The 22,403-nt window shown below is 42.1% G+C and carries 14 protein-coding genes; 4 read left to right on the forward strand and 10 right to left on the reverse strand.

Annotated elements, in window-relative coordinates; all coding sequences use genetic code 11:
* Positions 1-11: 11 nt before the first annotated feature.
* From bshB2 to G6R08_RS04350, 5 genes are all read right to left on the reverse strand, one after another.
* Positions 12-668 (reverse strand): bacillithiol biosynthesis deacetylase BshB2, encoded by a 657-nt coding sequence (gene bshB2 / locus G6R08_RS04330; RefSeq protein WP_163526845.1) that lies wholly within the window; start codon positions 666-668, stop codon positions 12-14.
* Complete coding sequence (locus tag G6R08_RS04335) at positions 661-1,032, reverse strand: YojF family protein (protein WP_163526846.1); 372 nt, start codon at positions 1,030-1,032, stop codon at positions 661-663. The genes bshB2 and G6R08_RS04335 overlap by 8 nt, the downstream gene beginning before the upstream one ends.
* 76 nt (positions 1,033-1,108) lie before the next feature.
* Complete coding sequence (gene uvrA / locus G6R08_RS04340) at positions 1,109-3,982, reverse strand: excinuclease ABC subunit UvrA (RefSeq protein WP_163526847.1); 2,874 nt, start codon at positions 3,980-3,982, stop codon at positions 1,109-1,111.
* Between the two features lie 6 nt (positions 3,983-3,988).
* Positions 3,989-5,974 (reverse strand): excinuclease ABC subunit UvrB, encoded by a 1,986-nt coding sequence (gene uvrB, locus G6R08_RS04345; RefSeq protein WP_163526848.1) that lies wholly within the window; start codon positions 5,972-5,974, stop codon positions 3,989-3,991.
* A gap of 525 nt (positions 5,975-6,499) precedes the next feature.
* Positions 6,500-8,083 carry a peptide chain release factor 3 gene (locus tag G6R08_RS04350; protein WP_163526849.1) on the reverse strand — a complete coding sequence of 528 codons (1,584 nt, stop codon included), beginning with the start codon at positions 8,081-8,083 and terminating at the stop codon, positions 6,500-6,502.
* Between the two features lie 331 nt (positions 8,084-8,414).
* On the opposite strand from G6R08_RS04350, the gene G6R08_RS04355 reads away from it, so the two are divergent.
* The gene (locus G6R08_RS04355; RefSeq protein ID WP_163526850.1) at positions 8,415-11,618 is read left to right on the forward strand and encodes a DEAD/DEAH box helicase; all 3,204 of its coding nucleotides are present in this window, start codon (positions 8,415-8,417) and stop codon (positions 11,616-11,618) included.
* Positions 11,619-11,738: 120 nt separating this feature from the next.
* Here G6R08_RS04355 and G6R08_RS04360 read toward each other — a convergent pair whose 3' ends face one another.
* Positions 11,739-12,623, reverse strand: coding sequence for a COX15/CtaA family protein (locus G6R08_RS04360; protein ID WP_163526851.1), 885 nt, complete (start codon positions 12,621-12,623; stop codon positions 11,739-11,741).
* A 759-nt stretch (positions 12,624-13,382) separates the two neighbouring features.
* Between G6R08_RS04360 and G6R08_RS04365 the strand changes: the two genes are divergently transcribed.
* Positions 13,383-14,042 carry a haloacid dehalogenase type II gene (locus tag G6R08_RS04365; RefSeq protein WP_163526852.1) on the forward strand — a complete coding sequence of 220 codons (660 nt, stop codon included), beginning with the start codon at positions 13,383-13,385 and terminating at the stop codon, positions 14,040-14,042.
* 46 nt (positions 14,043-14,088) lie between these two features.
* On the opposite strand, the gene G6R08_RS04370 is transcribed toward G6R08_RS04365, so the two are convergent.
* From G6R08_RS04370 to G6R08_RS04385, 4 genes are all read right to left on the reverse strand, one after another.
* Positions 14,089-16,155 (reverse strand): PAS domain S-box protein, encoded by a 2,067-nt coding sequence (locus G6R08_RS04370; protein ID WP_163526853.1) that lies wholly within the window; start codon positions 16,153-16,155, stop codon positions 14,089-14,091.
* 138 nt (positions 16,156-16,293) lie between these two features.
* Positions 16,294-17,151, reverse strand: coding sequence for an ABC transporter ATP-binding protein (locus G6R08_RS04375; protein ID WP_163526854.1), 858 nt, complete (start codon positions 17,149-17,151; stop codon positions 16,294-16,296).
* A gap of 236 nt (positions 17,152-17,387) precedes the next feature.
* A complete protein-coding gene (locus tag G6R08_RS04380) occupies positions 17,388-18,569 on the reverse strand; it encodes a PDZ domain-containing protein (protein ID WP_163526855.1) in 1,182 nt (393 codons plus the stop codon).
* A gap of 86 nt (positions 18,570-18,655) precedes the next feature.
* Positions 18,656-20,125: a S41 family peptidase gene (locus G6R08_RS04385; RefSeq protein ID WP_163526856.1), complete on the reverse strand. Its 1,470-nt coding sequence runs from the start codon at positions 20,123-20,125 to the stop codon at positions 18,656-18,658.
* A gap of 385 nt (positions 20,126-20,510) precedes the next feature.
* Between G6R08_RS04385 and G6R08_RS04390 the strand changes: the two genes are divergently transcribed.
* Positions 20,511-21,176: a DUF421 domain-containing protein gene (locus G6R08_RS04390; protein WP_163526857.1), complete on the forward strand. Its 666-nt coding sequence runs from the start codon at positions 20,511-20,513 to the stop codon at positions 21,174-21,176.
* A 75-nt stretch (positions 21,177-21,251) separates the two neighbouring features.
* Entirely contained in the window at positions 21,252-22,325 is a 1,074-nt protein-coding gene (locus G6R08_RS04395; RefSeq protein ID WP_163526858.1) for an NAD(P)H-dependent flavin oxidoreductase, read from the forward strand.
* Positions 22,326-22,403: the final 78 nt, after the last annotated feature.

Consider the following 22,403-nt stretch of genomic DNA (forward strand, 5'->3'; position numbering starts at 1 on the left):
GCTTAAGAACATTAAGTGAACTTCCAATTATAAAAACGTTCTGACTTCAATCGCGCTGTCTGTTCTGACTTCTTATCATGGTCATCAATTAAGCTCATCATGCCATCAGCCTGGGATAAATGAGCCTGAATCGCCGCCAGTTTCTGCTCCCAATAAGGTTCAATATCAAATATATAATCGGGTTCTCCAAGATCTTCCTCATGATGATTGGATATGGCATGCATCCATACTTCAGGCCGTACCGACTCATCTATTTGACCGACAGCGTCAACTACTGCTGCAGCCAGTGCATCATGATCAGGGTGAACAGCATAACCTGGATAGTGTGTAATGACAAGGCTGGGCTTCAAGGCTTTCAACCTGTTCAACAAGTAGTCAGCTACCTCTCCCCGCGGTTCAAATTCTAATGTCTTGTCCCGATATCCCAGCAGTTCAACATCAATATCCAACCGCCTTGCAGCTTCAGTTAATTCCTGCTTTCGATAAGAAGATAATGTTTCCCGATTCGCGAATACCGGACTTCCCATATTTCTGCCCATTTCACCAAGCGTTCCACATAGATAGGTGACGGGAATCTCTTCAGTTCTAAATTTTGAAATGGTGCCAGATGCACCGAATGATTCATCATCTGGATGAGGGAAAATAACGACAACATGCTGATTACTCATGAACATCCGCCTCATGAGAAAAAGGTGTTTCACTAATTTCCAGAGCCACCATCAAGCGCCCTTCCCGGTCATGGCCCGCCATCAGCAGCCGCCCTTTATCATCGATTTCAAAGTCGGTCACTCCCTCAGCATAAACCCAGCCAAGGTCCAGTTTTAGCCCAACTCGGTATGAACCTCCTGTGCTGACAATCTTACCGTGCTGGTACGAAACGTGCGCATTTCTAATAAACGCCCCGACATTGTATGCTTTCTCATCAAAATGGCTGGCATATGCCCCATTCGTTGTTTCTAAATGTACATATACATCGTGATTCGCTAGGTCATTGATCTTTTCCTGAACAACTGTTTGTTCGATCGCTTTCATCCCAAAATTCCTCCCGTTAAAACGTCTCTTGTTTAACGATACTTAATTACGATCAAACCGTCAAAACATCTACTTATTATTTTAATACTTTTTCTTTCGACTTCAGTTTGTCTTCCATCCGTTTTCTATCCCGCTGAAGAACAGGTTTTAAGTATTTACCTGTATAGGAATCCGTTTGATCGGCGATATTTTCCGGCGTTCCCGTCGCAATAATCTGTCCACCTTTTTCTCCGCCTTCAGGACCGAGATCGATAATGTGATCAGCTTCTTTAATTACATCCAAGTTGTGCTCAATAATTAATACAGAGTCTCCGTTGTCGACCAGTCGTTGAAGCACCTTTAGCAACCGTGAAATGTCATCTACATGCAGTCCTGTGGTTGGTTCATCCAGAATATAAAAGGACTTTCCATTGGAGCGGCGATGCAGCTCACTGGCTAGTTTTACACGTTGTGCTTCTCCCCCAGACAGAGTTGTTGCTGGTTGTCCAAGTTTAACGTATTCTAATCCAACATCAGCTACAGTCTGAAGTTTCCGGCTGATCTTAGGAATGTTTGCAAAGAAATCAAGAGATTCTTCGATCGTCATCTCTAACACATCAGCAATACTTTTCCCTTTATACTTCACTTCCAGCGTTTCACGATTGTAGCGTTTCCCGTCACACACTTCACATGGCACATAAACATCTGGTAAAAAGTGCATTTCAATTTTTATTATTCCATCTCCGCGACATGCTTCACAACGGCCGCCTTTTACGTTAAAACTAAAGCGTCCCTTTTTATAGCCGCGGATTTTTGCTTCATTCGTCTGAGCAAACACATCACGGATATTATCGAACACACCCGTATACGTAGCCGGGTTAGAGCGAGGAGTACGCCCAATCGGTGACTGATCAATATCAATCACTTTCTCCAGCATATTGATTCCTTCGATTTCCTTATGCTTTCCAGGCTTTTGTTTACTTCTATGAAGCTTCTTCGATAGTGACTTGTACAGGATTTCATTGATTAGTGTACTTTTACCGGAACCCGACACGCCTGTAACAGCAGTCAATAAGCCGAGCGGAATTTTAGCGTTTACCCTTTTCAAGTTGTTCTCTTCAGCCTGCTTGATCTTAAGGTAGCGTCCGTCAGGTTTGCGCCTTTTTGCGGGTAACGGGATGAATCTTTCCCCAGCTAAGTACTGTCCTGTTAACGATTTTTTATTACTCATTACTTGCTTTGGTGTCCCTTCGGCTACAATCTCTCCTCCGTGGGTTCCAGCTCCTGGCCCGATATCAATTAAATAATCAGCAGCGAGCATCGTGTCTTCGTCGTGCTCCACAACGATCAGTGTATTATCTAAATCTCTCATTCGTTTTAGTGTAGTAATCAGTCGATCATTGTCACGTTGATGTAACCCGATTGAAGGTTCATCCAGTACATATAGGACTCCGGTTAATGCCGATCCAATTTGCGTTGCCAGCCGGATTCGTTGTGCTTCCCCTCCAGACAGGGTGCCGGCAGATCTGGATAGCGTTAAATAATCAAGGCCCACATTAGCTAGAAAACTTAAACGCTCACAAATTTCCTTAAGAATCATCTTGGCAATCGTTCTCTCTTTTTCCGTCAGCTCCAATGTTTCAAAGAATTGCTTTGCTTCCACTACAGAAAAATCTGTTGTACGACCAATGTGCTCCCCATTAATTTGGACAGCCAGTGCTTCTTCATTCAGGCGATTTCCCTTACATTTTGGGCATGGCTTCTGGATCATATATTTTTCCATTTGTTCCCTGATAAAATCCGAACCCGTTTCACGGTACCTTCTGGAAACATTCGGCACAACCCCTTCAAAGTAAATCTCATTTTCCCGTACTTTTCCAAAGTCATTTTCATAACGGAAAAAGATCTTTTCTTTGCCGCTGCCATATAACACTCGATCCATTTGTTCCTTAGGCAAGTCTTTAACAGGTTTATTTAAGTCAATCTGGTAATGTTGAGCGACACTTTTCAGCAGTTGAGGATAGTATTGAGAACTTGTCGGCTCCCAGGCTGCTATCGCGTGTTCATTTAATGTCTTGTTCCAATCAGGTATGACTAAGTCAATGTCCACTTCAAGTTTCGTTCCAAGACCATCGCAGCGATTACATGCACCAAATGGGCTGTTGAATGAAAACATACGCGGCTCCAGTTCGCTCACTGAAAATCCGCAAATCGGACAAGCATGATGCTCGCTGAACGTCATTTCCTCGCCGTCGATCACATCGATCAGCACATGGCCGCCGCCAAGGTTAAGAGCCGTTTCAAGTGAATCAGAAAGCCGCCCCTCTACGCCTTCTTTAACGACAACACGATCCACAACGACTTCAATAGAGTGCTTTTTATTTTTCTCAAGATTAAACTCTTCTGTGATTTCACGCATTTCTCCATCAACCCGCAAACGCACATAGCCTTCTTTTTGCAGTTGATCAAAGACTTTGACATGTTGTCCTTTACGACCTGATATTACAGGAGCTAGAACTTGCAGCTTCGTGCGTTCAGGATGTTCCATAATCTGATCAACCATTTGCTGCACGGTCTGTGAGTCAATTTCTATCCCGTGATTCGGACAAGTGGGCCGCCCGATTCTCGCAAACAGCAATCGAAGATAATCAAAGATTTCTGTTACCGTTCCTACTGTAGAACGGGGGTTTCGACTTGTAGTTTTTTGATCAATTGAAATAGCCGGAGACAATCCTTCAATAGAATCTACATCAGGCTTGTCCATCTGCCCAAGAAACTGACGGGCATAAGCACTCAGTGATTCCACATACCGTCGCTGTCCTTCCGCATAAATCGTGTCAAAAGCAAGGGATGACTTCCCTGAGCCGGAAAGACCCGTCATGACCACAAGTTTATTCTTTGGAACATCAATGTCAATGTTTTTTAAATTGTGAGCTCTTGCTCCCTTGATACTGATATTTTTACTGGCCATAAGCCATCATCCTTCCGCTTTAAGTTCCAAAATGATATCACGAAGCTCAGCCGCTCTTTCAAAGTCAAGGTCCTTAGCTGCCTGTTTCATTTCTGTCTCTAAATTATCAACCAGCTCGGCGCGTTCTTTCTTTGTCATTTCTGAAGGTTTTTTCTCAGTCCCATAGGTGGTTGTGTCTTCAGCAACTTTGCTGACTTGAATCACATCACGGATTTGCTTATTGATCGTTTTCGGAGTTATACCGTGTTGTTTATTGTAAGCAATTTGCTTTTCACGCCGACGATACGTTTCCTCAATCGCATATTGCATGGATTTGGTCGTTTTATCGGCATACATAATAACAAGGCCATTTTCGTTACGAGCAGCACGACCAATGGTCTGGATTAGAGAACGATCCGAACGTAAGAATCCTTCTTTATCCGCATCCAAAATCGTAACCAGTGATACCTCAGGAATATCGAGACCCTCCCGCAGCAGGTTAATCCCTACAAGAACATCATATTTACCAAGCCTCAGGTCCCTTATAATTTCAATTCGTTCAAACGTTTTAATTTCCGAATGAAGATAAGCAACTTTTATCCCTAGATCTTTCAAATAGTCAGTAAGGTCTTCAGACATTTTTTTCGTTAACGTTGTAACAAGCACCCGTTCATTACGTTCACTGCGCATGTTAATTTCGCCAACTAAATCATCAATCTGACCATGAATCGGACGAACTTCAATTTCTGGATCGAGCAGCCCTGTCGGTCGAATGATCTGCTCGGTTAACTTTTCAGTATGCTCCATCTCATAATTTCCGGGTGTAGCGGATACATACGTAATCAAATTAATGTGCTTCTCAAATTCACCGAACGTCAACGGACGGTTATCAAGAGCTGAAGGAAGTCGAAAACCATGGTCCACGAGCACCTGTTTTCGTGCCCGATCTCCGTTATACATGCCGCGAATTTGCGGAAGCATCACATGAGACTCATCCGCCATAATGAGAAAGTCATCAGGGAAGTAATCAAGCAGTGTATAAGGCATGGCTCCTTCTTCCCTGAACGTTAGATGGCGGGAGTAGTTCTCGATTCCAGAACAGAATCCCATTTCATTCATCATCTCTAAATCGTAATTTGTCCGTTGTTCAAGCCGCTGTGCTTCCAACAGTTTATTTTGGTCTTTAAGCTCTTTTATTCTTGCATGCATTTCTTTTTCTATATTTTCGATCGCCTTTTTTAACTTTTGCTCCCTTGTAACGAAGTGAGAGGCTGGGAAAATGGCAACATGTTCACGTTCGCCGACAATTTCCCCTGTCAGCACATCAATTTCACGAATACGATCTATTTCATCACCAAAGAATTCAACCCTGATGGCATGCTCTTCTTTTGAGGCTGGAATAATCTCAACAGAATCCCCTCTGACCCGAAAAGTTCCACGCTGGAAGTCAATATCATTGCGGGCATATTGAATATCGACGAGAAATCTGAGCAGTTCATCCCGATCCCGTTCCATACCTTGACGAATAGAAAGAACCTGACTGCTGTATTCTTCCGGAGAACCTAAACCGTATATACACGAAACACTTGCTACAATAATGACATCGTTTCTCTCAAACAAAGAAGTCGTTGCCGAATGACGCAGCTTGTCAATTTCATCATTGATGTTAGAATCCTTCTCAATAAATGTATCGGTCTGGGGCACATAAGCTTCCGGCTGATAGTAATCATAGAAACTTACAAAGTACTCCACCGCATTGTTCGGGAAAAATTCCTTAAACTCACTATATAATTGACCTGCCAATGTCTTATTGTGAGCAATGATTAACGTTGGTTTATTCACCTGCTGAATTACATTGGACATTGTAAATGTTTTACCTGTACCTGTTGCACCGAGCAAGGTTTGGTGTTTTTCTCCACGCTCAATTCCATCCACGAGTTCCTGGATGGCTTTCGGCTGATCGCCTTGCGGCTTATAATCAGATACTAATTCGAATCGATTCTCCGTTTCCATGTGGACAACCTCCGTTCATACGCTATTCATCAATAGTCTACCACAATAGTTTACCATTCTAACATAAAACGAACAAACATTCGGTTTATTTTTTTGCAATAAGGGGTCATGGGCATTAACAGCTAGTGAATTGCACAAACACATCACCTAATTGCACATAAAATTACAGAATTGTATTTTTGCCAGATTCATTGCACATTTAGGAAAAAATTCAAAAAAGAGACTGGGACATAAGTAAAACAATGAAGTCAAAAAACGAACGAAATAAAATTGAATAGTATAAACGCAAATCATTAGCGTAGTCAAAATACGAAGACTCCTGTGGGAACAGCACGAGTCGAAGATCCCGCAGGAAAGCGTTCTTTGCTTTCTGAGGAAACTGAGGCCGTGCCCACGGAAAGCGAAGTATTTTGACGGAGCGATGGGGAAAATTTCTTTCTTGTCATACAAATAATCCGAACTAATTCAATCGTTCGGATTATTTTATACTTAATTCAGTTTTGTCTCAGCCTCTTCACGGTTCTATTATTGATAGGACTGATCGTATTGATTCACTTCAAACAAATCAATCAATTCTATATCCTCATGTTTATCTTCAAACCAACGCAGTGAGAAATCATTTTTAAACAACACAAGTGGATTTCCTTCGCGGTCAACGGCAAGCATATTCCGTTCATCGAACATGGATTCATCTACTTGATCTTCCGAAAGCCAACGAGGGATCCTCTCACCAATTGAGGTTAACTCTACTTCGACATTGTACTCATTTTTCATTCGATATTCAAATACCTCATACTGAAGCTCTCCAACGGCTCCAATAATATAGTCTTCGAATCGATAACGCTTGAATAACTGAATGGCTCCTTCTTGCACAAGCTGCTCCAATCCTTTTTTAAACTGCTTCGACTTCATTACGTTCTTTGCTGTCACTTTTTTGAATAGCTCAGGCGGGAACTGCGGAAGCTCATCGTATTCGAAGTTTTGTTTTCCGGTCACAATCGTATCGCCAATCCGGTAGATGTTCGGATCATAAATTCCGATAATATCCCCGGCGTAACCTTCTTCAACCGTGCCTCGTGAGGAAGCGACAAACTGCTGCGACTGGGCAAGCTTGAATGTCTTCCCTGTTCTTGACAGCGTCACATTCATTCCTCGTTCAAACTTTCCTGAACATATTCGAACAAATGCTATTCGGTCCCGATGCTGAGGGTTCATATTGGCTTGAATTTTGAAAACAAAGCCGGAGAATTCTTCATGATCAGGTGAGACGATTCCTTCAGTGGAACGCCGCGGAGCCGGTTCCGGTGCGAAGTCGATAAAGGTATTGAAAAAGGTTTCCACACCAAATGGCGCAAGCGCACTCCCGAAAAAGACAGGCGTCTGGTCGCCCTTCATCACTTTTTCCAGATCAAAACCATCTCCTGCTTCATCGACGAGCATCATCTCATCTTCTGCCTCTTGAAAAGTCGGATCTTCAGTTAACTCTTTATGACGATCCAGTTGATCGTACGGGATATACGTCTCTTCTTCGTTCCCTGTGAATTGCACAAACTGCTCGTTGTGACGATCAAACACACCTAAGAAACGTTTGCCCATACCTGCAGGCCATGTCATCGGATACGTTTCGATATTCAGGGTGGATTCAATCTCCTCCATTAATTCGAGAGGTTCACGTCCTTCACGGTCCATTTTATTGATAAACGTAAAAATCGGAATTCCGCGCATTTTACATACCTTGAAGAGTTTAAGAGTTTGAGCCTCTATCCCTTTCGTACCGTCAATAACCATCACAACACTATCAACCGCCGTTAACGTTCTGTACGTATCTTCACTGAAATCTTCGTGACCAGGTGTATCCAGAATATTAACCTGGTAGTCTTTATAAGGAAAGTTCATAACACTTGAGGTAACAGAGATTCCACGCTGCTTTTCAATTTCCATCCAATCAGATGTCGCAAATTTGCCCGATTTCTTCCCTTTAACCGTCCCTGCTGAACGAATCAAATTACCAAATAACAGCATCTTTTCAGTTATCGTTGTTTTCCCTGCATCAGGGTGAGAAATAATCGCAAATGTGCGACGTTTCTTCATTTCATTTTTTATCGTCATCGTGATATCCTCCAAATCGTAGTCTCTTTCATTCTATATGCTTCAGGCAGGATATACGTATCACATTGGCCTCTTCACTCCATACAAAAACCGCTCACCCGAAGCAAGCGGTCTTCTGAATTTATCTTACTCCATACACTAGAAAGTAGCACAACCCACCCATAAAATCAATCCTGGAATTCCCTTCCACCTCAGGTCATCCAAAAATTGGATGACCTGAGGTGGAAGAAAATGTATTAACTTAGGTTGAAGAAAGAAATAGTGAGTCGGGGAAGAAATGTTACCCCTTATCCTGTTATAATATAAAAAAAGATAGTTAGGATGCCATTTTATGCAGTCATACCTTTTACAACCTAATGATATTAAGAAAATAACTGGTGCCACGTTTTATGAACGGGGCAAAGACTACTACAATAAAGGGAAAGTGTACGGCCTTTCTCACAATAGCGCCATCAGATCGTGGCGTGCAGTAGTAACGGGTACTCATGACTATGAAGTACGCGTTTTCTTTTTTGAGGACGATGATCTGGAAGCTACTTGCGAATGTCCTGCTTATGATTCCTATTATAGCTGTAAGCACATCGCAGCCGTACTGTTAGCAATTCGTGAGCAAGCCATTGTGCAAGCAGCACCCAAAATGAAAACAGCTTCACCTTCAAAAGAACATTTTTCTTCCATGAATCACGATCGATTATTCGCGAAACGACTCTCAGAAGCATTTCGTAACAGACAGGAAAACAGGCATGCACGATCCGTGAAACGACCATTGCAAATCCAATATTTCCTGCATGTTCAGTCCCTATTAGGAAGTAAGAGTCTCGGAATTGAACTTAAGCTGGGGGAAAGCTATTCTTACGTAATCAAAGATATACGTCAACTTCTCCATCATGTGCAGCGAGAAGAATCTTATAAAATTTCTAAAAAGTTCAGCTATGATCCTGCCGAACATTATTTTACGGACAACGATGAGCAAATTCTTAACTCACTCTTAAAAGCTTATGAACAAGAGCTTTTTTATGATCGGCACTGGAATAGCGGGGAACAGAAAATATTAGCCATCCCCCCTTCACTCGCGCCAAAATTACTTCAAATGCTTGAATCAGCAGATTGTGAAGTCATCGAACGAGGAGAAAAAGTTGGGTCTTTACAAGTTGAAAAGGAATTCCCCGAGCTTTCCTTTTATATTTCTGAAGAGCGAGGAAGCTATCACATGCACATGAACCAGCTTAAAACTTTTGAGTATGTGAAAGATTATCACATGCTCTATAAAAAGGCTTGCTTTTATCTTCTTGATCAAACAAAAGAAGAGATTGTTCAAACCTTGCACGCTCTTCTGCCTTACAATTCAAACGGAAACCATACAGTCGGCCAGGCAGATATGGAAGGGATCGTATCGTATGTCCTGCCAGAGCTAGAATCAATTGCTCACGTTCAATTAAACAAGACCGCCCAAGAAAAAATAATCCAGGAAGAACTCAAGCCTAAAGCTTATCTCGACTTTGCAGACTGGGCCCTTACCGTTGATGTCCAATTTCATTACGGTGAACATATGATCCAGCCTTTTAAGCAATCGCATGATTCAAATCAAGTGATCGTTCAACGCGATAGCGATACAGAACAGGCCATCATCCAAATCATTGAGCAAGCCGAATTTAAGTTTGACGGCGAAACCGTTTATATTGAAGAGGAAGAAGAGCTTGAAGAGTTTATGAGTGTCTATCTTCCAAGACTGCAGGATCTGGCAGAAGTGTACACCTCTTCTTCAGTACGCTCCTTGCTCGACGACCAGCATCGTGAGTTGATTCCATCCGTACAAATCGAAGAGGATGGCAGCTGGCTTGATATTCGTTTTGGAATAGAAGGGATATCAGATGATGATGTCACTGCTGCACTAAAAGCGGCCATCGAACGAAAGAAATATTACCGATTGTCGGACGGGGCCTTTTTGTCTCTTTCATCCGATTCCTTTGAGCGCTTTCAAAGACTGGCAGATGAACTTGATTTAACGACCACCGATATTGACGATCACTCGTTACAAGTAGCTAAAGTACGCAGCCTTCAAGTTGACGAAGCTCTTCAGCTTGAAGCCAAGGAACGGAATGAGCGTTTCGATCAACTCGTTCAGCGACTGCGCTCCCCTCAGTCACTCATGATTGATCCGCCTGACCAATTAGAAGCGGACCTTCGCACTTACCAGCTGACTGGCTTTCGCTGGCTTAAGACACTGGCTTCCTATGGATTAGGCGGTGTATTAGCTGACGATATGGGGTTAGGGAAAACAATCCAGAGTATCGCCTTTCTTCTCTATGAAAAAGAAGCACAGCTCATGGACAATCCCGCTTTAATTGTTGCACCCGCTTCCCTTGTTTACAATTGGAAAAAGGAATTTGAGAAGTTCTCTCCATCGTTATCTATTCAAGTCATTACGGGAGATCCTCTCACGAGAAAGGATCAAATTGAACAAAGTATGGCTGATGTGCTCATCACCTCGTATCCATTACTAAGACAGGATGCACCCGCTTATAAACAAAGAACTTTCCACGCCATGATCTTAGACGAAGCTCAGGCGATAAAGAATGAGGCAACGAAAACAGCCCAGGCTGTGCGCGGTCTCCAGGCAAAGCACCGTTTTGCCTTAAGCGGCACACCAATCGAGAATTCTTTGCATGAACTATGGTCCTTATTTCGTACGATTATGCCAGGCTTTTATTCAAGCAAGAAGAAGTTTCTTCAAATGAAGCCAGAGAAAATCGCCCGCATGACACGTCCATTTATTTTAAGAAGGATGAAAAATGAGGTGTTGGAAGAGCTTCCAGATAAGATTGAGACCGTGCAGTATTCCGAACTGACACGGCCGCAAAAAGAAGTTTATTTAGCTTATTTAGAAAAAATTCAAGCCGATATGCAAAAAACTATTGCCCAAAAAGGATTCCAGCGGGGTAAATTAGAAATCCTGGCCGGACTGACACGCCTGCGCCAAATTTGCTGCCATCCCTCTTTATTCCTGGAAAACTATGAAGGAGAATCAGGCAAGCTCGAGCAGCTTAAAGAACTTGTTGCCGAACTAAAGGGCGGGGGCCATCGTATCCTTATTTTCTCCCAATTCTCAAGCATGCTTAAAATACTTCATCAGGAGCTGACCGAAACAGGACTGGACGCTTTTTACCTGGACGGACAAACGAAAAGTGAGCAGCGGGTAGAAATGGTTGAGCGATTCAACGAAGGAGAAAATGATGCTTTTCTTATTTCCCTAAAAGCTGGAGGCACAGGCCTAAACCTTACGGGCGCAGATACAGTCATCCTCTATGATTTATGGTGGAACCCGGCGATCGAGGAGCAAGCGGCTGGCCGGGCACATCGAATTGGCCAAGAAAAAGTCGTCCAGGTGATCCGGATGATTTCTGAAGGAACGATTGAAGAACGTATCCACCAACTTCAGCAAAAGAAACGTGATTTAGTTGACCAAATTATCCAGCCAGGTGAATCCATGCTCACATCATTAAGCGAAAAGGAAATCCGCGAACTGTTTCAATAATGGAACACTCTGCCTTATAAGTTAGCATAAAAGCTGGCTCCAGTAAGTCCCAAACTTATTCGGAACCAGCTTTTTATCATCATAAAAACGCTGTGAAAGATTACCTCTCACAGCGCCGGTTTATGATATTCCTTTTTTATCTAACTTGAACCAATACCCACCGAGAATACTACCGCCGATTACTGTAGTAATTGTAGAAATGATCATATGAAGCGAGGAAGCAATGACTACATTTCCTGTCACTACAATGATAAACCCTACGACAGCATTGGACAAAATCGAAATCAAATACAACCATGATAAGGTTACATGGTATTTAAATTTAGATGCATAGATAACAAACCAGATGGCCGCAACGAATATGACCACTGTAGCTACCCAGTGAAGGGAATAAATCATATTTGCAATAGCTTCACTTCTGATTAGATACTCCATGGCGGGAATATCCAATAGTACATTACTAGCCGCACTATGTTTAAAGAATGCTCCTAATATGATTTGTATCATATATATGGAAAACCCAATTAAAAAAGCGCGGTAACTCATGCTCACCGTCGACCAGCTCGCCTTATCCAGTTCAACTTTATCGTTATGAAGACTGTAGCTGAGCAGAACTAAGATCAGTAAGAGCACCTGACTGAATGTCACATCAAGAGTTGTGAACCCAGGAGGTGTACCCAGTAAAACATTAAAGCCGCCGATCAATGATTGAAAGACCAGCATACCAAGACTCATGACTGCCAAAACAAAGACAGAACGCCTTTCCCGATGCTTTGCAATGGCTCCCACGGCATTAACAAACGTCAACATTGCTAATAACGGCACCATTAAGCGATGGGAATATTCGATGATCACGTGATAATTTGTAATATCCGGAAAGACTGAACCATTACATAACGGCCATGTCGTTCCGCAAGCATCACCTGAATCCGTTGCTACAACCAGATTTCCAAGGATGAGCGCAAGAAAAGTGATGAATGTAGTTAAAATGGAGAATTTCTTCATCGTCTTACCCTTTCTCTATTGAAAATAATAATGAGTAATAAATGTCCTATCTATCAAATCATATCATGAAACAGCCTGAAACAAGAGTACAATGTGTACACATCCCCATGAAATTTTTGTGAACGAGCTCCTTCACTACTAGATAGCTGAAAAAACTTATATCTGCCCATCCCTTTTTAACCATTTATAATCGGTATAAGCTTGTTTAGTCTCAAATAAAAAAGGGAATGAGTCAATTTCATAATGACCCTTTTACTAAAGATAAATACTGAAGATAACTTCCGGGGTCTCGCCAGTCTTTCCTTTCCCGTAGGAGTCTCGCAGTTTCCCACCCCCATTTCGATAATGAGATGAACGGAACCAACTTAATAAAAATAGGAACTGTGCCTTTGCGAAAGTCTATTGAATAATTGTATTAATAAACCGCAATAGAAGGGTCACTTAGAGATGATTCCGAAAAAACGTATGGCAAGGTGAGATGGGGAAGGGGGAGACTCCTGTGGGATTAAAGTACAGGGTGAGATCCCGGAAGGCGGCAGCCTGAGGAAGCTCACCGTACTCCCACGGAAAGCGACTCCTCCCCCATCTCCCCTTCGCCACTCAGACATTCGGAATCGAATTTCTCGAGATACTGGCACTAACCTAATAAAATTATTTCAAATTATCTACTTTCCTAGTCTTGGGAGGTGCTTCCATTTTTACTTGCCAAACACCTTGCCTTGCAAAGGCAAATGCAAAGCTTGAAAGGAGCGGATTGAAATGAATTACCAGGCTTATGTTTTTGATGCCTATGGAACTTTGTTTGATGTGCACTCGGTGAAAGATGCGATACACCGCAGTTATCCAGAGAAAGGTCCCGATATTAGTAAAGACTGGCGAGACCGCCAAATTCATTATTGTATGATTCGCCAGCTTATTCAGGGATATCGCCCCTTTGATCTGGTTACAAAATGGGCCCTAATAGATGCCCTGGCTGCGAATGATGCAGACTATAATGAAGAAACGATTGAGCAGCTTATGAACCAATATCAACGTCTGGAGCCTTACAATGAGGTTTCCCAGCTGGCTGTGAATAACCCGCATAAAGAATTGACGATATTCTCTAATGGAACACGTTCAATGCTGCACCCTTTACTGGAGAATAACCAACTTACGAATAGCTTCTCTCTTATTAGTGCAGATGATCCAAAGGTTTATAAACCGCATCCTGATGCTTATCGTTTTGCGCAAGAGAAACTGAACCAGGAAAAGGAAGACATTCTTTTCTTCTCCAGTAACCCTTGGGATATTGCCGGTGCTGCACAATACGGTTTTCATACAGCCTGGGTAAATCGTAATCAGGCTAAGTGGCCTGAACTTGGGCTGCAGCCGACCCATACGCTTAAAAACCTTTCCCATATACCAGACAAAAGTTCATAAAAAGAATGGCTTCGGACCAAGCTCAAAACAGGTCCGAAGCCACCCTTTAATTTTCCTTAATATCCTGAAAAAAACAGATTGTATCCTTCCCACGTTGTTTGCCATAATACAACGCCTGATCAGCGCGGCGAAACAATTCACTTTTCGAACCAGCATCATCCGGGTAGCAAGAGACACCAATCGAGAAAGATGAATAAACACGCTGATTTCCAACTTGATAAGGTTTTCTTAACTCATTCAAAAACCAGGCAGCTTTCTTCCTAGCTTCCTCTACGTTAGCCATTCCCGTAAATAAGATAGCAAACTCATCCCCGCCGATTCTGGCAATCATATCATTCTCTGACCGTAAGTAATCTAGTCGTTTGCCTATCATTTTTAGAAAATCGTCCCCTATATCATGACCATAACTATCATTAATGTGTTTAAAGCCATCTCCGTCCAAATATAGCAGTGCAAAAGGTTCGTTCCTCGATAACACGTTGTCTATACGATCTTCGAACATACGGCGATTCGGCAAATCTGTTAAGAAGTCATAAAAAGCATAACTCTTTAGCATTTCTTCATAGCTGATCTGTCCTGAAATATCACGACACACAACTACGACATGACTCACTCTGTTTTGGTCGTCAAGAACGGGGGTGCCCCGCACTTCAAACCACACCCATTCCTGATCTTTTCTTAGAAATCGCAACTTCAGAGTAAACGACTGGGCAAACTGATTACACTTTCTAAATCGATATTCCAATAGTTCCATTTCATTAGGATGAACGAATTGTGATATTTTCTCACTGTTTGTATCAATAGGGTCAAAACCGAAAAAGTCAAGATTTGATGGAGAACCATAGAGAATATTTCCATAAGGATTGAAAACAAATATGAGATCCTGCGAATGGTCGGCGATTAATTTAAATTTGGCTTCGCTTTGTTTCAAGGCACTAACAGCCTGTTCCTTGTCGGTAATATCTTCAAGAATAGCATACATTCCTGCCTTTCCTTGACCAGTCAAGATGGGGGCTAGGAATACGTTTACAATTTTCTCTTTATGATTAGAAATCAACCGAGTTTGAAACCATGTTTTTTCCTTAGAAAAGCTGTCTATAATATTTTCATTCACGGCAGATACTTCTTCCTCATGTACCCATTTGGTCAGTGGGGAATGAAGAAGCTCACCTTCATCTGTATTAAGCAAATGTAACACTGCAGGATTTACCTTCGTAATAATACCTCTTAACGTTAACGTTACAACCGGGTATGGGTTGAATTTAAATAACGACTGGTACTTAGTACGGCTCGCCTTCAGATTCTGGTTCATAACCTTTTGCTCACTAATATTTCTAATAATTGAGCTAACCCCAATCACATGCCCGCTTGCCCCATAAATAGGGGAAACCGTCACTGACACGTCTACCCAGTTGCCATTTTTATGACGCCGCTTCGTTTCATATCCCGAAATATGTTCCCTGCGCACTGCTTTTTCGATTAACTCGTCCGCTTCCTTTTTTAAAGAAGAAGGGACAAAGGGAAACCTGGTTTGCTGCAACTCCTCCTTTGAAAATCCGTACATTTTTTCAAAGGCAGGGTTAGCTTCAAGGATTACTCCGTTAACATCAACGATTAAGATAGCATCCGCCGTATTTTCTAATAAGGAATGGTAAACAGCAGATACGGTATCCAGTTCATGTTCCTTTTTAGCAAGTTCTGTGATATCACGAGTAATGGCTAGAACCTGCACAACATCTCCTTTTGCATTTTTAAAGGGAGTCAGGAGGGTTTCTCCGTAAAACTCTTTCCCATGAATGTCTATCTTATCTCTGTATGATAGGGGTTCAGCCGTTTCTACGACCTTTTGATAGTACTTTTTTATGTATGCAGCACTTTCTTGATCTAACATCTCTTCGATCCGCTTTCCTTTCCAGATGGATCGGTTTAATTGATAACATTGCTCAGAAGTATGATTGATATATAAGTATCGAAAACTATCATAATTTTCAACTTCCATGAGGAATACAAAATCAGACATGCCCTCCATAAGTAAACTTAAAACTTCCCTCTCCGTGCTTTGAAAAGCCACTTGTAAGCTGGTCTCCTCAGGTGAACCTTTCGTGTTTTCCATTGTTATCTCCCCATCTCTCCAATTCATCGCATACCTCTATAAGGATCCTCCTTGACTCTTTATTCAAAATATTACACGAAATCGCGCATAAAAAAAAGACACAAATGGGAAATTATGCCCATTTGTGTCTTTTTTATTCTAAACCGTTTGTCTCTGTTGTAAGTGTGCTTGTGGATGACTTTGTGCCTCTGCCTGGGCTTGTTTAATTAAGCAACGCCCTTTTCCATGGGGAATACACATCGGCGTACCAAAAATCGGATCCTCACGCACGTCACAAGTCATTTCGAATACGTGCTGCATTAACTCACAGTTGATAACTTCCTCGGGTTTTCCTTGTGCATACACCGTCTTATCCTTGACCGCCACGATATGATCGGCATAACGACAAGCCAGATTAATATCATGCAATACCATAACTACTGTACGGCCGTTATCCTGATTAAGATCAAATAATAAGTCAAGAATATCAATCTGGTGTGTCATATCTAAGTACGTGGTAGGCTCATCCAATAATAATAAATCGGTATCCTGGGCTAATGTCATAGCAATCCAGGCACGCTGTCGCTGGCCGCCTGACAAGGAGTCCACTGACCGCTCTTTTAACTCAGTCAAGTTTGTATCTGTGAGAGCTTTATTTACGGCATCCTCATCTTCCTGAGACCATCGCTTGGACCAGCTTTGATAAGGATAACGTCCCTGTTTTACCAGCTGATATACACTTAATCCTTCTGGTGTTGTCGGACTTTGCGGTAAAATTGCCATTTTCTTAGCAACTTCTTTCGTCCTCATTTTGGATATATCCGCACTGTCAAGTACAACTTGACCTGATTTAGGCTTGAGCAGTCTCGCTAACGAACGAAGCAAAGTTGATTTACCACAGCCATTGCCACCGATTAGAACAGTTACTTTTCCCTTAGGTATCTGAATATCTAATGAATCTATGATAGTTTGGTCGCCATATCCTAGTGTCAGATTGTTTGCCAACAGTGAATCCATCTGCTATATCTCCCCTTTACAAACGCTCCGAGGCTCATTTGTATGTTGGTTGTGTAATCAATTACTATTCTGAAAAATCACGATCAATATTTGTCTGCACTTTCTAGTTTATGAGCAAAGTGGACCGTTGTCAATGAATTTGAGAATCATTTTCATTAAGAAAGTCTATGTGAACAAGTTTTGCGCTAGAACAAAAAAGTCCAAAAGCCTTGAAGTCAAAGCTTTTGGACTTTACGTTATTCTGCTAATTGTTTACGAAAAGATTCTTGAACAAATAAGATTCCTAACTCATGATGCTCACCTTCATACGTGGCCCGCTGGGTAAACCGATTCTCTCCTCTAAAGTCCCTTACTTCAATTTTACTCAATGCCCGATTGGTCTGCAGTGCCTCATAAAATTCTTCCACAGAGGTGACAGGAATCGAATTCACCCGCACAATCAACTCTCCCGGCAACAGATCCATTTCGTCCGCCGGACTGCCGGGGATGGTTCCAAGGATACGCACCCCCCGATGGTCTGCTGTGAAGAAAGGCTGACGTTTCTCACGAATACGATGGTAGCCATAAATCATTTCCCTTCCCAGCAAACATACAACAACCGCTGCCAGTGATAAAATAGACAAGTATAAACTGGCAGCCGATAAAAGTAAGGCTGCGCTGGCAATGACCAGTGTTTGACGCCCTGTTTTCATGGCGACAAGTTTTGGTGTTTGAGCCCGTGCCACCCATTCCCATCCTAATAATAATGGTACAAAAATGAATCCATAGCTGTTTGCACCGATTGAAAATAATGGCCACCAGGGAGCAAATGGTTCAATCGCTCCGGCTGGAAGTAATCCAACCATCGGGATGAGCACTAACTTTTTCACACGATGCTGACCGACCATCTTTCCTCGATTGCCCTTTACCCGTTCCGGGAACGTTCTCCTTGAAGAGGTCTTAGCTAATATTACACCTTCAATCAATAGCAAAACACTCATGATTAAGGCAACTCCTTCCAGGGAGGCATTTTCAAGACCAGCTTGCCAGCCTTCTGGAAGAAAACCTGTCGGTATGTAAGGAACGGCCATAAGCAATAAATAAGTGATTCCAAATGTATAAGCAGCTGACAGCCATCTCAGCTTCAAGGTTAAACTTAATAGAATCGTTACAAGGCTTAATACCAGCAGGAAAGGGTATGTGATCACAATCCCCCCGCCAATCGCCAGTACAGATAAGATACTACCCCCGACGAGCGAGACGCGCCAAGTACTTCTGCCCTCAGCAAAAATATCATACACTCTCGTTCCAAAGCTCTTTCGTTCTTGTTTTATTCTACGAATGGACAACATAAATAACAGAATCACAGACCAATAAAATAATGGCTGTACAAAAAGCCTTGCCAGTCCATCCCCTATCTCGCTCCACCAAACATCCACAAGTCATTCTCCTCTCGATGATTCATGAAAAAGTCCGCAGTCAATGACTACGGACTTATTTCGCTATAAAACGATTCAATTCCTGCCTATTGAAATAGAACTTCAAGAGCTTTTTTCATTTGGCGGTCATTCTTCTCATCTCGCACTTTATTAACAATCAGTTCTTCCAATTTTCCAGCTGTTTCGGAACTGACTTTACCCGTTACGTCCAGCTGGTGGTCCGATTGAAACTTCTCGACAGCTTCTTTCGTTTCTTCACTGAAATAGCCATCCGTTCTTCCAGGTTTGTAGCCTAATCCCTTCAGCATTTCCTGAATACTTTTGATTTTATCCCCATTTTGATTATAGGTAAGAGGCTCTTCTATTTCGACAGGATTGGTATAGAAATAATCCGGCTGCTTCACTTTAACTGTGGGATTGATCCCTTTCTCATGAATCCAGTTCCCTTCAGGGGTCAGCCATTTGAAAAGGGTCAGCTTGATCGTGCTTCCATCTCCCATTGGGACCGTCTGCTGAACAGTTCCTTTACCAAATGTTTTTGTACCGACAAGTTCATACCCGCCTGCTTCGTGCATCGCAGCGGCTAGAATCTCAGAAGCTGAAGCACTGCCTTCATCCATTACAACTGTAATCGGATAATCTTTCTTAGACTCAATATCTGAGTAATATTTGGACACCTCTCCTTTACTATTTTTCACTTGTACAATCGGGTGATCTTTCGGAATAAATTGTTTTAATATTTCCTGAACGTCTGTAAATAATCCACCAGGGTTTCCACGAACATCAATCACTAAGCCTTCTATTCCATCGTTTTCCAATTTCGTCAGAGCTTTTTTAAAATCCTCTGCCGTTTTCTCTGAAAATGAAGTAATTTCAATGATGCCTGCTTTTTTACCCTCCACGGTTTTCGTATCTGTATAAACAGTTTCCAACGGGATTTTATCACGAACGATATCAACCGTTAAAGGTTCACTAACTCCTGGACGATCAACTTTCAAGGTGACCTCAGAGCCTTTTTCACCGCGAATTTTTAACACGGCTTCATATAAATCCAACCCCTTTAAGCTTTCGCCATCAACTTTCAGAATTTGGTCATTCGGTTTTAACCCTGCTTCTTCAGCAGGAGAGCCCTTGATCGGAGCCACAACCGTTACTGTATCATTTACCATACTTACTTCCGCACCTATTCCCTGGAAGGAAGATTCAATCGTTTGGTTAAATTGCTCCATCGTTTTCTTATCCATATATACACTGTATGGATCTTCTAATGTATCAAGCATCCCCTGAATAGCACCTTCAACCAGCTGTTGCTGATCGACATCTTTCAATGCATTATTCTTAATAATATCGAAGGCTTGATCAACTTTCTTCAGATTAGGATCGCCTTCTGCGGAGGTGCCTCCTAAATTTTCCGCCTTTTGACTCGCATTTGCCAGTCGTTCAGCAGGTGTTTCGGTATCCGCTCCCAAATACTGCATCCCAATATATGTGCCGCCAGCTCCGAGCAGAACTGCAAGGACCACAATGATTGCAGCATAACGCGTTTTTATATTCATCGCCTTCACCCTTCTGTGAATAGTTTTCTATGGATGACTCTATCCTAGCAAACAAGGCACCACACCGTAAATGTGCGATGCCTGTACTACTTATGATATGCCGTTTCTCTTAAAGGCATGTGCAAGCGTTTTTCTTTTATTATATCTAATTCCAACAAAATGCCTGCAATTGCAATTAACTAAATAATACCACATATACAGCCGCAACTATAACTAAAACATTAAAAAGCATACTTCTGACATAGCTGGAATGGCTTCAGCTGATCAGTTAGGAAAGATAGAAACCTTGTCATACGCTGACCATAATTTTTCTAAAGAATATGAATGAGTCCTTCTACATTACGCACCATAAAGGTAAAATTGTAAATAAGGAGCTCACCCTATTATGATATTTTTCATTAAAATACTTACCTTATACTTAGTCACCATCGCCATCATGAGAATCATGGGAAAATCGACGATTGTACAAATGACTCCCTATGACCTAGTGGCGATCATTATTATTGGTACACTCGCTTCAGAACCTCTTATCAGCACAAAGTTCATTCCAACCATTATCGCGCTTGGAATTCTCGTGTTATTACACGTCCTTTTTTCACTACTAACGCTCAATCAAATTGGGAATACCTTATTCTTAGGACAGCCCACCCTCTTAATTAAAAAAGGCGAAATTCTGGAAGATAACTTAGAAAAAGCCCACCTTTCCGTAGGTCAGCTGCTGTCTATTCTTAGAAGTAAGGGATATCCGAAAGTAAATGATGTCGAATACGCTTTACTAGAGCCAATTGGTGAGCTGAGTGTTATTCCTACCGCAGCTAATACTCCAGTAACCGTGGAGCATATGAATATTACCATTCAGGATGAAGGACTGCCCATTGCCGTGATCGTGGACGGCAAAATTCAAAAACATAATTTAACTTTATTAGATCTAGATAAAGACTGGCTGAATAAAGAATTAGAACATCAGGATGCAGTACCAAAAGATATTATCTATGCCTATGTTAATGAAAAAACAAAGCGTCTCATGATCAATAAGCGAAAGTCTAAGTAACGTTCAGTTTTTTCACTTGCACTCACAATAACCCTCCCTTAAGGTTAAAGAAACGACTAAACGGGAGGGATTTGCATGTGGAAACAAACCAGATTAACGGAGTTGTTAAGTCTAGAACTTCCTATTATACAAGCAGGAATGGCAGGAGGAATTACCACGCCAGAGCTGATTGCTGAGGTCTCAAATACCGGGGGCTTAGGATCTTTAGGGGCAGGATATATGGACCCTTCTGATATGCAAAACGTCATTATAAGCATCAAGCAGAAGACTTCTAAACCTTTTGCTGTCAATGTTTTCGTCCCTGGAGAAACAAATTCTAATTCTTCTCACATCGACACTTCAAACGAGTTGTTATCGCCCTACTTAAAGGAACTGGGGCTTGAAGAAGGTACAGGCGAAATCAAGCATGTGTTTGAACAGCAGCTAGAAAAAATTATAGAAGAAGGCATCCAAATTTGCAGTTTCACTTTTGGACTTCCTCCAAAAGAATGGATCAACAAATTAAAAGCAAACAATGTTTTATTAATTGGAACGGCCACTACAGTCGAGGAAGCTGTACTTAACGAGCAAGCCGGTATGGATGCAGTAGTTGCTCAAGGTTATGAAGCAGGCGGTCATCGTGGAACATTCAATGGCTCCTTTCAAAAATCTATGATAGGAACCATGTCACTTGTCCCCCAAGTGGTCGATAAGGTTTCAATTCCTGTTATCGCAGCTGGTAGCATCATGGATGCGCGCGGGCTTATGGCTTCATTGATGTTAGGTGCGCAAGGGGTACAGATGGGGACAGCATTTGTAACAACTAAGGAAAGTAGTGCAAAACACCAGCATAAGCAAGCCATCCTTAACAGTTCAGAAGATGCTACAGTTATGACTTCAGCTTTCAGCGGCAAACCGGCCAGAGGAATTAATAATCAATTTATTCAGGATATGGAACCGTACGAAGATACTCTACCTGACTACCCGATACAAAACAGTTTAACAAAAAAAATAAGAGCAACAGCTGCTCTCCAGAACAAACCGCAGTATATGTCGCTCTGGTCCGGTCAAAGTCCAAGGCTAAGCAGGGATAGCCGGGCACAAGAAATTATTAAAACGATCGTATCTGAGGCAGACTCCATTTTTAGCGCCTACTCACCTCCTACATAAAGAAAAACATCGGATCTCAAGGATTTATACTTCAGAGGTCCGATGTTTACTATGGCCGAGCAACTAAGCTGGTGAATA

This window comes from Halobacillus ihumii, from assembly GCF_902726645.1.
Taxonomy (GTDB): Bacteria; Bacillota; Bacilli; order Bacillales; family Halobacillaceae; genus Halobacillus_A; species Halobacillus_A ihumii.